Source organism: Alloalcanivorax sp. C16-1, from assembly GCF_046507805.1.
GTDB lineage: Bacteria > Pseudomonadota > Gammaproteobacteria > Pseudomonadales > Alcanivoracaceae > Alloalcanivorax.
The window spans coordinates 977088-990447 of record NZ_JBKFTK010000001.1 but is presented as its reverse complement, the minus strand read 5'-3'; the positions used below and the strand labels follow the sequence as shown (position 1 = coordinate 990447).

16 protein-coding genes are annotated in these 13360 nt (G+C 62.0%); 9 read left to right on the top strand and 7 right to left on the bottom strand.

What is annotated here, in order from left to right:
- Nucleotides 1-39: 39 nt before the first annotated feature.
- Nucleotides 40-483, top strand: a complete 444-nt coding sequence (locus ACLD0W_RS04735) for an Rrf2 family transcriptional regulator (protein WP_410306340.1) — start codon at nucleotides 40-42, stop codon at nucleotides 481-483.
- Nucleotides 473-1363 (top strand): FAD-dependent oxidoreductase, encoded by an 891-nt coding sequence (locus ACLD0W_RS04730; protein ID WP_410306339.1) that lies wholly within the window; start codon nucleotides 473-475, stop codon nucleotides 1361-1363. The genes ACLD0W_RS04735 and ACLD0W_RS04730 overlap by 11 nt, the downstream gene beginning before the upstream one ends.
- Before the next feature lie 25 nt (nucleotides 1364-1388).
- On the opposite strand, the gene ACLD0W_RS04725 is transcribed toward ACLD0W_RS04730, so the two are convergent.
- The 5 genes from ACLD0W_RS04725 to ACLD0W_RS04705 all read right to left on the bottom strand — a co-directional run bounded on the left by ACLD0W_RS04725 (nucleotide 1389) and on the right by ACLD0W_RS04705 (nucleotide 4926).
- Nucleotides 1389-1703, bottom strand: a complete 315-nt coding sequence (locus tag ACLD0W_RS04725; RefSeq protein ID WP_410306338.1) for a HigA family addiction module antitoxin — start codon at nucleotides 1701-1703, stop codon at nucleotides 1389-1391.
- A gap of 24 nt (nucleotides 1704-1727) precedes the next feature.
- Nucleotides 1728-2012: a type II toxin-antitoxin system RelE/ParE family toxin gene (locus tag ACLD0W_RS04720; protein ID WP_410306337.1), complete on the bottom strand. Its 285-nt coding sequence runs from the start codon at nucleotides 2010-2012 to the stop codon at nucleotides 1728-1730.
- A gap of 182 nt (nucleotides 2013-2194) precedes the next feature.
- Nucleotides 2195-2620: an OsmC family protein gene (locus ACLD0W_RS04715; RefSeq protein ID WP_410306336.1), complete on the bottom strand. Its 426-nt coding sequence runs from the start codon at nucleotides 2618-2620 to the stop codon at nucleotides 2195-2197.
- Between the two features lie 139 nt (nucleotides 2621-2759).
- Nucleotides 2760-3878, bottom strand: a complete 1119-nt coding sequence (locus tag ACLD0W_RS04710) for a PilT/PilU family type 4a pilus ATPase (protein WP_410306335.1) — start codon at nucleotides 3876-3878, stop codon at nucleotides 2760-2762.
- A 13-nt stretch (nucleotides 3879-3891) separates the two neighbouring features.
- A complete protein-coding gene (locus tag ACLD0W_RS04705; RefSeq protein ID WP_410306334.1) occupies nucleotides 3892-4926 on the bottom strand; it encodes a type IV pilus twitching motility protein PilT in 1035 nt (344 codons plus the stop codon).
- Between the two features lie 61 nt (nucleotides 4927-4987).
- On the opposite strand from ACLD0W_RS04705, the gene ACLD0W_RS04700 reads away from it, so the two are divergent.
- Genes ACLD0W_RS04700 through ACLD0W_RS04690 form a run of 3 tightly spaced genes read left to right on the top strand, consistent with a single transcriptional unit; the run spans nucleotide 4988 to nucleotide 7292 of the window.
- Nucleotides 4988-5680, top strand: coding sequence for a YggS family pyridoxal phosphate-dependent enzyme (locus ACLD0W_RS04700; protein WP_410306333.1), 693 nt, complete (start codon nucleotides 4988-4990; stop codon nucleotides 5678-5680).
- A gap of 23 nt (nucleotides 5681-5703) precedes the next feature.
- On the top strand, nucleotides 5704-6513 hold the full coding sequence (gene proC / locus ACLD0W_RS04695; RefSeq protein WP_410306332.1) for a pyrroline-5-carboxylate reductase: 810 nt from the start codon (nucleotides 5704-5706) through the stop codon (nucleotides 6511-6513).
- A gap of 20 nt (nucleotides 6514-6533) precedes the next feature.
- Nucleotides 6534-7292 carry an IclR family transcriptional regulator gene (locus ACLD0W_RS04690; protein WP_410306331.1) on the top strand — a complete coding sequence of 253 codons (759 nt, stop codon included), beginning with the start codon at nucleotides 6534-6536 and terminating at the stop codon, nucleotides 7290-7292.
- Between the two features lie 41 nt (nucleotides 7293-7333).
- Here the strand turns inward: ACLD0W_RS04690 and ACLD0W_RS04685 are convergent, their stop codons facing one another.
- Nucleotides 7334-8350, bottom strand: coding sequence for a LysR family transcriptional regulator (locus ACLD0W_RS04685; protein ID WP_410306330.1), 1017 nt, complete (start codon nucleotides 8348-8350; stop codon nucleotides 7334-7336).
- A 43-nt stretch (nucleotides 8351-8393) separates the two neighbouring features.
- Here ACLD0W_RS04685 and ACLD0W_RS04680 point away from each other — a divergent pair, with 43 nt between their 5' ends.
- From ACLD0W_RS04680 to ACLD0W_RS04665, 4 genes are all read left to right on the top strand, one after another.
- Nucleotides 8394-9680, top strand: coding sequence for an MFS transporter (locus ACLD0W_RS04680; protein WP_410306329.1), 1287 nt, complete (start codon nucleotides 8394-8396; stop codon nucleotides 9678-9680).
- 35 nt (nucleotides 9681-9715) lie between these two features.
- A complete protein-coding gene (locus ACLD0W_RS04675; protein ID WP_410306328.1) occupies nucleotides 9716-10645 on the top strand; it encodes a nitrilase-related carbon-nitrogen hydrolase in 930 nt (309 codons plus the stop codon).
- 38 nt (nucleotides 10646-10683) lie between these two features.
- Nucleotides 10684-11163: an ester cyclase gene (locus tag ACLD0W_RS04670; RefSeq protein WP_410306327.1), complete on the top strand. Its 480-nt coding sequence runs from the start codon at nucleotides 10684-10686 to the stop codon at nucleotides 11161-11163.
- A gap of 133 nt (nucleotides 11164-11296) precedes the next feature.
- Nucleotides 11297-11791 carry a carboxymuconolactone decarboxylase family protein gene (locus ACLD0W_RS04665; protein ID WP_410306326.1) on the top strand — a complete coding sequence of 165 codons (495 nt, stop codon included), beginning with the start codon at nucleotides 11297-11299 and terminating at the stop codon, nucleotides 11789-11791.
- Between the two features lie 59 nt (nucleotides 11792-11850).
- Here ACLD0W_RS04665 and ACLD0W_RS04660 read toward each other — a convergent pair whose 3' ends face one another.
- On the bottom strand, nucleotides 11851-13347 hold the full coding sequence (locus tag ACLD0W_RS04660; protein ID WP_410306325.1) for a CoA-acylating methylmalonate-semialdehyde dehydrogenase: 1497 nt from the start codon (nucleotides 13345-13347) through the stop codon (nucleotides 11851-11853).
- Nucleotides 13348-13360: the final 13 nt, after the last annotated feature.

Here is a 13360-nt window from a genome sequence, read left to right as displayed (position 1 = left end):
GGCTTTCTTTTTCCCATTTCATGTAATATCGTAAGTTACATGAAAAGAGACAGTCGATTATCCGGCGTTCTCCATGTGTTGCTGCACATGGCCGAAGCCGACCGCCCCCTGACCTCCGAAGCGCTGGCCTCCATGATGGCCACTAATCCGGTGGTGGTCCGCCGTGTCCTGGCGGGCCTGCGCCGGGAGGGCCTGGTGCACTCCGAAAAAGGCCATGGCGGTGGATGGCGCCTGACCCGGGACCTGCGGGATGTGACCTTGCGCGATATCCATGAGGCGTTGGGTGAACCCGGGGTGTTGGCCCTGGGGCACCGTACCGAGGCGCCGGGTTGCCTGGTGGAACAGGCCGTCAATGCGGCCATGGAGAAGGCTTTCCAGGAGGCGGAGGCGGTGCTGCTGGCCCGTTTCGGTGAAATCACCCTGGCGGCGCTCAGCGCCGATTTCCATGAACGTTTGTGCAGGCGGACCGGCGATGCGGTTTGATGTGATCGTAGTAGGTGGCAGCTATGCGGGTATGGCCGCGGCATTGCAATTGGCGCGTGCCCGGCGCCGGGTGCTGGTGTTGGATGGCGGGCAGCGCCGTAATCGTTTCACGAGTCATGCTCATGGCGTGTTGACCCAGGATGGGCGCGATCCGGCGGCGATTGCCGCCGACGGTCGCGCTCAGTTGTTGGCCTATCCGGATGTGACGTGGCGCCAGGACCGTGCGGCCCGGGCGGCGCGAACCGGAGCCCGTTTCGAGGTGAGCACGGAGAGCGGCGATCGGTTTGAAGGTGAACGTCTGATTCTCGCCTACGGGGTGGTCGACCAGCTGCCGCCGGTGCCTGGACTTTGGGAGCGCTGGGGCCGAACCGTGCTGCACTGTCCTTACTGTCACGGCTACGAACTGAACCAGGGTGAGCTGGGTGTGCTGGCCAGCGGTGCCCTATCGTTGCATCAGGCGTTGCTGATCCCCGAATGGGGGCCGACCACCTTTTTCACCAATGGCGTGCTGATACCGGATGCGGGCCAGCGGGCGCAATTGGCGGAGCGTGGTGTCAAGGTGGAAGAAGAATCGGTGCTGGCGGTGAAGGGCGAAGCGGAAGTGTGCCTGGCTGATGGCCGGTCATTGTCGCTGGCCGGGCTGTTCGTGGCCCCTGCTATCCGGGCGGCCAGCGACCTGGCGGTACAATTGGGCTGTGAAACCAGCGATACGCCGTTGGGGCCCGTGGTCAAAACAGACGCCCGTCAGGCCACCACGGTGGCGGGTGTATTCGCCTGCGGCGACCTGGCGCGGGGAGCGGGCAGTGTGTCGCTGGCGATCGGGGACGGTGCCATGGCGGGGACCGCAACGCACCAGTCGCTGGTGTTCCCCGCCACCTGAACCGCGGCGGAGAGCACGGCGCCGCTCAGGCCGCGGTCAGCGGTTTGATGCGCTCGATCTGGTCGCGAATGGCCTGTTCGGCGTCCCACAGATCCACCGCGCGCTGCGCGTTCAGCCAGAAGTCCGGCGTGTTGCCGAACAGGCGGGCCAGGCGCAGCGCCATTTCCGGGCTCAAGGCCCGCCGTTCGCGCAGCAGTTCGTTGATGGACTGGCGCGACACGCCCACCGCCGCGGCCAGGGACGTGACCGTCAGCCGGTAGTCGGGCAGAAAATCCTCGCGCAGCATTTCCCCGGGATGGGTGGGGCGGCGCTGCATGCCGGTGACACTGAAGAGGGCCATGGTGTGCCTCCCGCCGGCGGCGTTTTATGAATGGTAGTCGCAGAACAGCACGTCGTGGGCGTCTTCGCCGTCAAAGCGAAAGCAGATGCGCCATTGTTCGTTGACGCGGATGGAGTACCGTCCTTTCTGATCGCCTTCCAGCCGATGGAGCCGGTTGCCCGGTGGTACCCGCAGGTCATCCAGGCAGGTGGCCAAGTGCACATATTCCAGCTTGCGCGCGGCTCTGCGCTCCACATCCGGCGGCACTCCCAGGCAGCGGCCCGTGGCAAACAGGCGCCGGGTGGTTTTGTCGGCGAAAGACACGATCATTTGTAACTCATCACGTGATGGTTGTCAATGATGCTCCAGCGATTACCCGGGTGAAGACAGGAGCGGCAACGGTCAGTGTGACGAGGAACGTCGGGCAGGGGGATCAGCGATCTCTCAAGGATGCCGTGAGAGATCGACCATGATGATTGTAGGCGCCCGCCCGGGGCGGGCGCCGGGGACAGTCAGCTTTGCAGTTTGGCGTCCAGGGAGATATCCGCGTTGAGCAGCTTGGAGACCGGGCAGCCTTCCTTCGCCGCCTTGGCGATTTTCTGGAACTCGTCGTCGTCGATGCCGGGAATCTTCGCCGTCATATCCAGGTGCACCTTGGTGATGCTGAAGCCGTCGCCGTCCTTCTCCAGCGTGACCTTGGCCTTGGTGTCGATGCTGTCCGGGGTGTAGCCGGCATTACCCAGTTGCAGGGAGAAGGCCATGGAAAAACAGCCGGCGTGGGCGCCGCCGATCAGTTCCTCCGGGTTGGTGCCCGGCTCGTCCTCGAAGCGGGTGTTGAAGCCATAGGCCTGCTCCTTGAGCGCGCCACTCTGGGTGGAGATGGTGCCCTTGCCCTGCTTGATATCGCCTTGCCAATGAGCGGAAGCGAACTTGTTCATGATGGTGCTCTCCTTTTCCACGGTTCCAATGTTCATAACGCCCTGAGGGGGCGGGGGCATTCAGGAATAGCACGACGGCGCGGGCCGGCCCCAGCGCGGGCCGGCGGAAAAAGGTAAAAGAAGGCAAAACGGAGGCGGCTCAGTCGCCCTCGATGCTCAGGCCACGGGTGGCATGGTCCAGGCTGGAGGCGTCGGTCTCGTTGCCGAGCTTGATCATCAGGCGCAGATCGTTGGGGGAATCGGCGTGGGCGATGGCGTCTTCGTAGGTGATCTCGCCGGTATCGTAGAGGTCGTAGAGCGCCTGGTCGAAGGTCTGCATGCCCTGCTCCCGGGATTTGCTCATCAGCGCCTTGAGCAGATGGATCTCGCCCTTGCGGATATGATCGGACACCAGCGGTGTGTTGAGCAGTACTTCAATGGCGGCGCGGCGGCCCTTGCCGTCCGGGGTGGGAATCAACTGCTGGGCGACGATGCCGCGCAGGTTCAGCGACAGGTCCATGTACAGCTGCCCGTGCCGGTCGGCGGGGAAGAAGTGAATGATCCGGTCCAGGGCCTGGTTGGCGTTGTTGGCGTGCAGGGTGGCCAGGCACAGGTGGCCGGTCTCGGCGAAGGCGATGGCATAGTCCATGACTTCCCGGCTGCGCACCTCGCCGATCAGGATCACGTCCGGGGCCTGGCGCAGGGTGTTCTTCAAGGCGACGTCGAAGGACTCGGTGTCGATGCCCACCTCGCGCTGGGTGACGATGCAGCCCTGATGCTGATGCACGAATTCGATCGGGTCCTCGATGGAAATGATGTGGCCCTTCGAGTTCTTGTTGCGGTGGCCGATCATCGACGCCAGGGACGTGGATTTACCGGTGCCGGTGGCACCCACGAACAGCACCAGGCCGCGCTTGGTCATGGCCAGGTCCTTGATCACCGGCGGCAGGCGCAGCTCGTCCACCTGGGGAATCTTGGTTTCGATGCGGCGCAGCACCATGCCCACCAGATTGCGCTGGTAAAAGGCGCTGACCCGGAAGCGGCCGATGCCCCGGGCGGAAATGGCGAAGTTGCACTCGTGGTGTTCGAGAAATTCCTTACGCTGTTTCTCATTCATCACGTTGAGCACGATGTCCCGGGTCATGTCCGGGGTCAGGGCGTTGCGCGTCACCGGCAGCACCTTGCCGTGCACCTTCATACTGGGCGGCACGCCGGCGGTGATGAACAGGTCCGAGCCGCCTTTTTGCACCATCAGTTTGAGCAGATCATCGAATTCCACGGTGTCCCTCCCCTTAGAACGCGTCCGGGCTTTTCGCTTTTTCGCGGGCCGCCTCGCGGGACACCACGCCTTTTTGCACCAGCCCCTGCAGGCACTGATCCAGGGTCTGCATGCCCAGGGCGCCGCCGGTCTGGATCGCGGAATACATCTGCGCCACCTTGTCCTCGCGGATCAGGTTGCGGATCGCCGGGGTGCCGATCATGATCTCGTGGGCGGCCACCCGGCCGCCGCCGTTCTTCTTCATCAGCGTTTGGGAAATCACCGCCTGCAGGGATTCGGACAGCATCGAGCGGACCATGGATTTCTCCTCGGCGGGGAATACGTCCACCACCCGGTCGATGGTCTTGGCGGCGCTGGTGGTATGCAGGGTGCCGAACACCAGGTGCCCGGTTTCCGCCGCGGTCAGCGCCAGCCGGATGGTTTCCAGGTCGCGCATCTCACCCACCAGAATGATGTCCGGGTCTTCCCGCAGGGCGGAGCGCAGCGCCTCGGCGAAGCCCAGGGTGTCGCGGTGCACCTCGCGCTGGTTGACCAGGCATTTCTTCGATTCGTGCACGAATTCGATGGGGTCCTCGATGGTGAGGATGTGCTCGTAGCGGGACTCGTTGATGTAGTTCATCATCGCCGCCAGGGTGGTGGACTTACCGGAGCCGGTGGGGCCGGTGACCAGCACGATGCCGCGCGGAAAATCGGAGATCTTCTGGAACACCTTGCCCATGCCCAGATCCTCCATGGTCAGCACCTTGGAGGGAATGGTCCGGAACACGGCGCCGGCGCCCCGGTTCTGGTTGAAGGCGTTGACCCGGAAGCGGGCCACGCCGGGCACGTCGAAGGAGAAATCGGTCTCCAGGAACTCCTCGTAGTCCTTGCGCTGCTTGTCGTTCATGATGTCGTAGACCAGCGCGTGCACTTCCTTGTGTTCCATGGGAGGCAGGTTGATCCGGCGCACGTCCCCATCGACGCGGATCATCGGCGGCAGCCCGGCGGACAGATGCAGGTCCGAGGCGCCGTTTTTGGCACTGAAGGCAAGCAGTTCGGTGATATCCATTGGAATGACGTTTCTTCTCAGTAGAATTTCCTAAACTTAACCGCTCCCCGGAAGCCATTCAATGATGCCCGACACCGAGACGCCGCTAACCTCGATTCGCGCACGAATCCAGGCCGCCTGCGCCGCCGCCGGCCGCCCGCCGGAGGCGGTGACCCTGCTGGCGGTGAGCAAGACCCGGGGCGCCGACGAGATCGCCGCCCTGGCGGACCAGGGCCAGCGTCACTTCGGCGAGAACTACCTGCAGGAGGCGCTGGACAAGATGCCGGCCCTGGCCGGCCGGGGCCTGATCTGGCACTTCATCGGCCCGCTGCAATCCAACAAGACCCGGGACGTGGCGGCCCGCTTCGACTGGGTCCATTCCGTGGACCGGGCCAAGGTGGCGCGGCGGCTCAACGACCAGCGCCCGGCGGAGCTGCCGCCGCTCAACGTCTGTCTGCAGGTCAATGTGGACGACGAGGACAGCAAAAGCGGCGTGCCGCTGGCGGCGGTGCCGGCCCTGGCCGGGCAGTTCCAGGACTGGCCCCGGCTGCGGCTGCGCGGCCTGATGGCGATCCCCCGGGTCGACGCCGAGGACGGCAACCGGGCGGCGTTCCAGCAGCTCGCCATGACACTGTCACATTTGCGCAATACAATGCCGGCCCTCGACACCCTGTCGATGGGCATGAGCGCGGATTACCCCGTGGCCATCGAAGAGGGTGCCACCCTGGTCCGGATCGGCACCGCCCTGTTCGGACCACGCCCGCCGAAGGCGTGACGGACAAGAGGAACGGCGCAGTTATGGCACAGCAACTGATCGGATTCATCGGGGCCGGCAACATGGCCAACAGCCTGGCCGGCGGCATGATCGCCAAGGGCATCCGCCCGGCGCGCATCTGGATGAGCGACCCGTCCCGGGACCGCCTGGACGAAGTCGCCCAGCTGCACCGGGTGCACGTTACCGAGGACAACCTGGAGGTGTCCCGCCGGGTGGACGTGCTGGTGCTGGCGGTGAAGCCCCAGGTGATGGGCGACGCCTGCGCCGCCCTGCGTGAGGTGATCGAGGAGCGCCAGCCGCTGATCATCTCCATCGCCGCCGGCGTCACCGTGGAGAACCTGCGCCACTGGCTGGGCGATGCGCCCATCGTGCGCTGCATGCCCAATACCCCGGCGCTGGTACAGGCCGGTGCCACCGGCCTGTACGCCGCCGACGGCGTGAGCGAGGCCCAGAAGGACATGGCCAGCCAGATTCTGGGCGCCGTGGGCCTGACCTTCTGGTTCGAGGAAGAGAAGGAACTGGACGCGGTCACCGCGGTGTCCGGCTCCGGCCCGGCCTACTTCTTCCTGCTGATGGAATCCCTGATCGACGCCGCCGTGTCCCAGGGGTTGCCCCAGGCCACCGCCCGGCAGCTGGTGCTGCAAACCGCCTGGGGCGCCGCCCAGCTGGCGATCACCAGCGAGGTGGGTCCGGACGTGCTGCGCCAGCGGGTCACCAGCCCCGGCGGCACCACCGCCGCCGCCCTCGGGGTGTTCGAGGAGGCCGGCTTCCGCGAGCAGGTGCAGGCCGCCGTGGCCGCTGCCCGGGAGCGTTCCGAGGAGCTGGCGGACTAAGCTGAGTAAGGGGCGAACACATGGTCGTGAACAGACGAGAAAAGGGTTCGTCGATTACCCGGGTGCTGGGCATCATCGAGCGGGTATCCCGGGAGCAACGCCCGATCTCGCCGGCGGATCTCTCCCATCTTCTCGACATTCCCAAACCCAGTGTCCACCGATTGCTGCAGCAACTGGAAAAGGAAGATTTTCTGCGCATGGACAGTCGTGGCCTTTGGATTCCCGGCCCACGTCTTTACCGGATATCGCTGGATGTATTCCAGAGTGACGGTTACCGGCTGGAGCGTGAGGCGATTCTCAACAGGCTGGCGACACGGATCGGTGAGACCTGCTCCATCGCCATCCCCATGCAACTGGAGATGATGTACTCGGATCGGGCGCAGGCCAACTGGCCGCTGCACATTCATTTACCGGTGGGCACGCGCACACCCGTCTGGTGTACCGCCAGCGGCAAGCTTTATCTGGCGTTGTTGCCTGAAGAGCGTCGACGCTCGGTGGTGGCTAACCTGCCGTTGACCCGCATGGCGCGCAACACCTTTACCGACGAAGTCCGATTTCTTGATGAGTTGGCGGCCATCGCCGAGCGGGGAGAAAGCGAGGACAACGAGGAGTTCATCGACGGCATGGTGGCGGTGGCGGTACCGATCCGTGATTCTGACGGTCAGCCGTTCGCGTTTCTCAATGCGCATGCGCCGGTGATTCGTACCGACCTGGCCACGCTGCGCAATGCCTTGCCTCTGATGCGTGAAGCCGCCCGACAGTTGAGTGACGCCCGGTAGCGTCTGGCCCTTCTGTCGCCCGCCGACCGGATGGGAGCCGGTTACCCACCTTGGCCATGCAAGATGTGGGCATCCTGATGGGTAATGGTTCTTAGAAAGTCCATTACAGCTCGAATGCGCGGTACCTTCTCAAGATCCCGGTGTACCACCATCCACCAATCCCTGGTCAGGTTGATCTCGTCTCGAAACAGACGCGTCAGTCGGGGCTCGTTCTCCGCCATGAAGGCAGGCAGCATGGCCAGGCCGGAGCCCGCGCAGGTAACCTGAAACTGAGCGACCAGGCTACTGCAACTCAGTCGCACCCTGGGAGAGTCGAGTATGTCGGGTAACCACTGCACATAGGGCACTTCAATCAAATCCTCCACATAGGTCACAAAGGTGTGATCCGCCAGATCTCTCAGGCTTCCTGGCTGCCCGCTGCGTTCCAGATAGGACGGTGCGGCGTAGAGCCCCACGGAAAAGCGAGTCAGCTTCTCAACCAGAAAACGACCGCGCTGAGGTTCCATCATGTTCAGGGAAATGTCCGCTTCTCGTTCCGCCAGATTGACGATATGCGGCGCGGTCACCAGCTGAATGCTCAAATTGGGATGGGCGGCAACGAGCATTCCCAGCTTGGGCGCCAGGTAAAAGCTTCCAAATCCCTCCATCGTTGAAATACGAACCACGCCCAAAAGATCTCGCGACGCATCCGTCACGCTATTGGAAATTTCCTCACTTAACGTCTCCATGCGGCTGGCAATGGAATAGATGCGCTCGCCTTCGGCATTGAGTCGAAGCGATCTCCCGTGTTTCTCAAACAAACCGATGCCGATCTCTTCCTCGAGTCCGGCCAACCGTCGGCGCACCGTGGTCACATCCACACCAAGTCTTTCGCTTACCGCCGCGAGAGAAGGGCCGCGAGCCACTTCCAGAAAAATATTCAGATCGGACCAGGATGGTTTAAGCATAAGACGCCCCTTAAAAAGCGCGGCAAAAATGCACGGAAAGAAGTGGTTTTTTTGCCTGTTGTGTAAAAAAAATCTCAAAAATATACTGCTTTTTTTTGAGAATTCCAGCAACAGAGGGCCTCACCAAAACAGATAAAACCCTAGAGGGGAAACCATGAAATTCTGGATATCTGATCTTAACAAACAAGAGCGGCGCACCATGAGTGCCTGCTTCGGTGGTTGGGCGCTGGATGCGTTCGATGTGCAAATATACAGCTTTGTCATACCGACGCTTGTTGCCGTATGGGGAATGACAAGAGCCGAGGCGGGCTACCTTGGTACGGTCGCGCTGGTCTTCTCCGCCGTTGGCGGTGCCGTGGCCGGAAGGCTCAGTGATCGTATCGGGCGCGTACAGGTCCTTAAACTGACCGTAGCCTGGTTCGCTTTTTTTACCTTCCTGAGTGGATTCGCACAAAATTTTGAGCAGCTACTGGTTCTGCGGGCGCTTCAGGGCCTGGGGTTCGGCGGTGAATGGGCCGCTGGCGCCGTGCTCATGTCGGAGATCATTCGTCCTAAGTATCGCGGCCGTGCGGCGGGGACGGTGCACAGCGGCTTTGCCGTGGGATGGGGCGGCGCGGCATTGGTATATGCGCTGGTGTTTTCCTTGGTGCCGCAGGAATACGCATGGCGATGCCTGTTCTGGCTGGGGATTCTTCCGGCTTTTCTGATTGTCGTGATTCGTCGCTACGTCAAGGAATCGGAGACTTTTGAGGAGAAAGCCAAGCAAACCTCCACGCACAAGATCAGTGCGTTAGGAATTTTCAAACCGCCATTGCTGCGAAAAACACTGGCATCCTCGTTATTTGCCATTGGCATGCAAGGCGGGTACTACGCGGTGGTCACCTGGCTGCCCACTTACTTGAAAACCGAGCGCAACCTTTCGGTGCTCGGCACCGGCTCCTATCTTGCCGTGGTCATTGTTGGTGCATTCCTGGGTTTTCTTCTGGGCGCGCACTGCGCGGATGCCTTAGGGCGAAAAAAGACGCTGATGACGTTCGGTATTCTGTCCGCCGCGATGGTGTGCCTGTATATGTTCGCGCCGCTATCGAATTCCGCCATGTTGATACTCGGCTTTCCGCTTGGTTTGTTCGCCAACGCCATGTTTGCACCCACCGGAGCCTTCTATGCCGAGCTGTTTCCCACCGAGCTGCGAGGTACCGGGCAGGGCTTCGCGTACAACCTGGGAAGGGGCGTAGGCGCGTTTTTCCCCGCCCTGGTGGGTTTGTTGAGTGCCACCATGCCGCTGGGCATGGCCATCGGCATCTACACCGTCAGCGCCTACGGTATTGCCATCGTTGCGTTGCTTTTCCTTCCAGAGACACAGGGCGTGGCGCTGGATCAAGAGTCAAGTCCGGGCGAGCGCTTGTCCGGAGATGAACAACCGGGAAACACACCGGCATAAACCACATCCTGCCCTGTATTCAGAAGGAGATTGAGATGCAAAACCATGTACGCGTCGCGGTTATACAGACCGGCTCGGCGATGTTCGATATTGATGCCACGCTCGATAAGGTCGAAGCAAATGCCGTTTCGGCGGCGAAGAAGGGCGCCGAATTGGTGGTGTTTCCCGAAGCCTTTGTTTCGGCCTATCCAAAGGGCCTTGATTTTGGCTCGACCATCGGCCGGCGTACGCCGGAAGGCCGGGAAGACTATCGTCGCTATTACGACAGTGCCATTGAGGTGCCCTCGACATACAGTGAACGCCTCGCGCAGATCGCGGGCGACCTGAAGCTCTATATGATTATCGGCGTCATTGAGCGTGATGGTGGCACGCTCTATTGCACGGCTCTGTTTCTTGGGCCAGAGGGAACCGTGCTTGGCAAACACCGAAAGCTGATGCCAACGGCTGGAGAGCGGTTGGTTTGGGGCTCCGGGGACGGGTCGACGCTGCCGGTCTTCGATACGCCTTTCGGGCGTCTTGGCGCGGTGATTTGCTGGGAAAACTACATGCCGCTAATGCGTATGGCGATGTACGCCAAGGGCGTGCAAATCTACTGCGCGCCGACCGCCGATAACCGACCCACCTGGGTGCCGACCATGCAGCATGTGGCCCTGGAAGGTCGCTGTTTCGTGCTTTCTGCCTGCCAGCACCTGCGACGCAAGGATGCGCCTGAGTGGTACCGGGCCGTTCAGGGTGACGATCCGGACACCGTTCTGATGAGCGGTGGCAGTTGCATCGTCAGCCCGCTGGGCGAAATCCTCGCCGGTCCGATTTTCGATGAGGATGCCATTCTTATTCATGAACTCGACCTTGCCGATCTTGCCCGGGCGAAATACGACTTTGATGTGGCCGGGCACTACGCCCGCTCCGACGTCTTCCGCCTGCATGTTAACGAAGCCCCCATGCCCCCGGTTGTCTTTGAGTGACGCTGGCGGCCGGTTATTACGAGGAGAAGTATCCAAGCATGAAACATCATCCCGAAGAAAGCGAAATTGATCTTGAGCCCAGCCGTCTATCCACCAGGAAAAACGTTGTTCGGGTTTTCTACAAGGACATATGGGATCAGCAAAAGGTGGATTTGATTCCGAAGGTCTTTCACCCGGACTTTACCTTTCGCGGCTCCCTCGGGCCGGTACTGGTGGGCCATGAGCAATTCAAACAGTACGTTCTGTGGCTGACCGAGGCGCTGGAAGACTACACCTCGGACATACTGGACCTGATTGAGGAAGACGATCAGGTATCCGGCAAACTTCGCTTTCATGGTATCCATCGTGCCACGTTCTTCGGACACTCACCGACCCATGAACGTGTTTGGTGGCATGGCGCTCCGATCTTCACTTTCGACGGGGATAAGATCAGAGACCTTTGGGTACTGGGCGATATCTACGGTTTGGTGAAACGGCTGGAACTGTCCGAAAGCGCGGTGGAATTTTCCGTGCGATAGCCCTGCCAAGCGACCGATGTGGCAGCGCCTGCCGGCCACCGGCCGGAGGCTGGGCGGTGGGCGCGCTATTCATTGGAAAACGAAGGAGAGAATGAAGATGGTAGCGCGCTTACCCCGGATGGATCGGTCAAGCATGAGCACGGAGCAGCGGGCAGTGGCCGATGAAATCATCGCCGGGCCCCGAGGGCGTCTCGAGGGTCCTTTCCTCGCTTGGATAAACAGCCCTGATTTTGCCAGACACGCCCAGCGTCTCGGCGCCCTATGCCGTTATCAAAGTGGCTTGCCGACCAGGCTCGCGGAGCTGGCGGTGATGGTCACGGCGGTTCATTGGCGTTCGAACACCGAGTGGAACATTCATTATCGGATCGCGCGCGAAGCCGGCCTTTCCGAGAGCATTCTGGCGCTGATTCGCGCGGGCGCTTCCCCGGATTTCGGTGATCCTGAAGAGCGATTGGTTTATCACTTCACCAGGCAACTGCAGGATTCCGGAAGAGTCTCCGACAGGATATTCAATCAGGCCGTTGAGCGCTTTGGATTACGCATCGTGACCAATCTGGTGGGTTTGATCGGGTACTACACCAGCGTGGCGATGACCTTGAATGTGTTCGAGATAGAGCTCGACGAGTAACCATTAAGCGGCCAAGGTATTGCCTTGGCCGCCTGTGAAACGTCGAACCTGGTTGCAGGCTATCGCATGGTCGGCATCGAGAACTCGGCGTTCTCACGCACCGCCGAGGACGGCCAGCGCTGGGTCACGGTTTTGCGCTTGGTGTAGAAGCGCACGCCATCCGGGCCATAGGCGTGCAAGTCGCCGAACAGGGAGCGCTTCCAGCCGCCGAAGCTGTGGTAGGCCACCGGCACCGGCAGCGGGATGTTGATGCCCACCATGCCCACCTGAATGCCGTCGCTGAAATAGCGGGCCGCTTCCCCGTCTCGGGTGTAGATGCAGGTGCCGTTGCCGTACTCGTGGTCGTTGATCAGCGTCATCGCTTCTTCCATGGAACCGGCGCGCACCACCTGCAGCACCGGGCCGAAGATTTCCGCCTTGTAGCTGTCCATCTCGGCGGTGACGCCGTCGATCAGGGTGGCGCCCACGAAGAAGCCCTGTTCATAACCCGGCACGGTCAGATGGCGGCCATCCACCACCACCCGGGCGCCCTGGTCCTCGGCGCTGTCGATGTGGCCGATCACCCGGGCCTGGTGTTCGCGGGTGATGGTCGGGCCGAAGTCGTTGCTTTGCTCTTCGTAGACGCCCACTTTCAGGCCGGCCATGGCGTCCTTGAGTTTTTCCACCAGTTGATCGGCCACCTGGTCGCCCACCGCCACCGCCACGGACAGCGCCATGCAGCGTTCGCCGCAGGAGCCGAAGGCGGCGCCGAGCAGGGAGTTGACCACGTTGTCCATGTCCGCGTCGGGCATCACGATGGCGTGGTTCTTGGCGCCGCCCAGGGCCTGGCAGCGTTTGCCGTTGGCGCTGGCGGTGGCGTAGATGTACTCGGCGATGGGGGTGGAGCCGACGAAGCTCACCGCTTTCACGCGCGGATCGTTGAGCAGGGTGTCCACCGCTTCCTTGTCGCCGTTGACCACGTTGAACACGCCGTCCGGCAGACCCGCTTCCTTGAGCAACGCGGCCATCAACATGGAGGCGCTGGGGTCGCGCTCGGAGGGCTTGAGCACGAAGGTGTTGCCGCACACCAGCGCCATCGGGAACATCCACAGCGGCACCATGGCCGGGAAGTTGAACGGCGTGATGCCGGCCACCACGCCCAGGGGCTGGAACTCGCTCCAGGAATCGATGCCCGGGCCCACGTCCTTGGAGTATTCCCCTTTCAGCAGTTCCGGGGCGCCGCAGGCGTATTCCACGTTCTCGATGCCGCGCTGCAGTTCGCCGGCGGCGTCATGCAGAATCTTGCCGTGTTCGGAGCCGATGGCCCGGCACACCGCGTCGGCGTTTTGTTCCAGCAGTTCCTTGAAGCGGAACATGATGCGCGCGCGCTTCATGGGCGGGGTGGCACGCCAGGCGGGGAACGCCTGCTCAGCGGCGGCGACTGCCTCTTCAACGGTGCTCTTGGCGGCCAGCGCCACCTGGCTGCTGACTTCGCCGGTGGCCGGATTGAAAACGTCCTGGGTACGGCCGCTGTCTTCGCGCTCGGCGCCGTTGATGAAATGGCCTATCACTTTCATGGGGATACCTCGA

Excerpts from the sequence above, each read along its gene's own strand:
- ACLD0W_RS04665 (WP_410306326.1), top strand. The coding sequence starts at position 11,297 with ATGAGCACGGAGCAGCGGGCAGTGGCCGATGAAATCATCGCCGGGCCC.
- ACLD0W_RS04705 (WP_410306334.1), bottom strand. The coding sequence starts at position 4,926 with ATGGATATCACCGAACTGCTTGCCTTCAGTGCCAAAAACGGCGCCTCG.
- ACLD0W_RS04690 (WP_410306331.1), top strand. The coding sequence starts at position 6,534 with ATGGTCGTGAACAGACGAGAAAAGGGTTCGTCGATTACCCGGGTGCTG.
- ACLD0W_RS04730 (WP_410306339.1), top strand. The coding sequence starts at position 473 with ATGCGGTTTGATGTGATCGTAGTAGGTGGCAGCTATGCGGGTATGGCC.
- ACLD0W_RS04660 (WP_410306325.1), bottom strand. The coding sequence starts at position 13,347 with ATGAAAGTGATAGGCCATTTCATCAACGGCGCCGAGCGCGAAGACAGC.
- ACLD0W_RS04735 (WP_410306340.1), top strand. The coding sequence starts at position 40 with ATGAAAAGAGACAGTCGATTATCCGGCGTTCTCCATGTGTTGCTGCAC.
- proC (WP_410306332.1), top strand. The coding sequence starts at position 5,704 with ATGGCACAGCAACTGATCGGATTCATCGGGGCCGGCAACATGGCCAAC.
- ACLD0W_RS04720 (WP_410306337.1), bottom strand. The coding sequence starts at position 2,012 with ATGATCGTGTCTTTCGCCGACAAAACCACCCGGCGCCTGTTTGCCACG.
- ACLD0W_RS04670 (WP_410306327.1), top strand. The coding sequence starts at position 10,684 with ATGAAACATCATCCCGAAGAAAGCGAAATTGATCTTGAGCCCAGCCGT.
- ACLD0W_RS04680 (WP_410306329.1), top strand. The coding sequence starts at position 8,394 with ATGAAATTCTGGATATCTGATCTTAACAAACAAGAGCGGCGCACCATG.
- ACLD0W_RS04675 (WP_410306328.1), top strand. The coding sequence starts at position 9,716 with ATGCAAAACCATGTACGCGTCGCGGTTATACAGACCGGCTCGGCGATG.
- ACLD0W_RS04715 (WP_410306336.1), bottom strand. The coding sequence starts at position 2,620 with ATGAACAAGTTCGCTTCCGCTCATTGGCAAGGCGATATCAAGCAGGGC.
- ACLD0W_RS04700 (WP_410306333.1), top strand. The coding sequence starts at position 4,988 with ATGATGCCCGACACCGAGACGCCGCTAACCTCGATTCGCGCACGAATC.
- ACLD0W_RS04725 (WP_410306338.1), bottom strand. The coding sequence starts at position 1,703 with ATGGCCCTCTTCAGTGTCACCGGCATGCAGCGCCGCCCCACCCATCCC.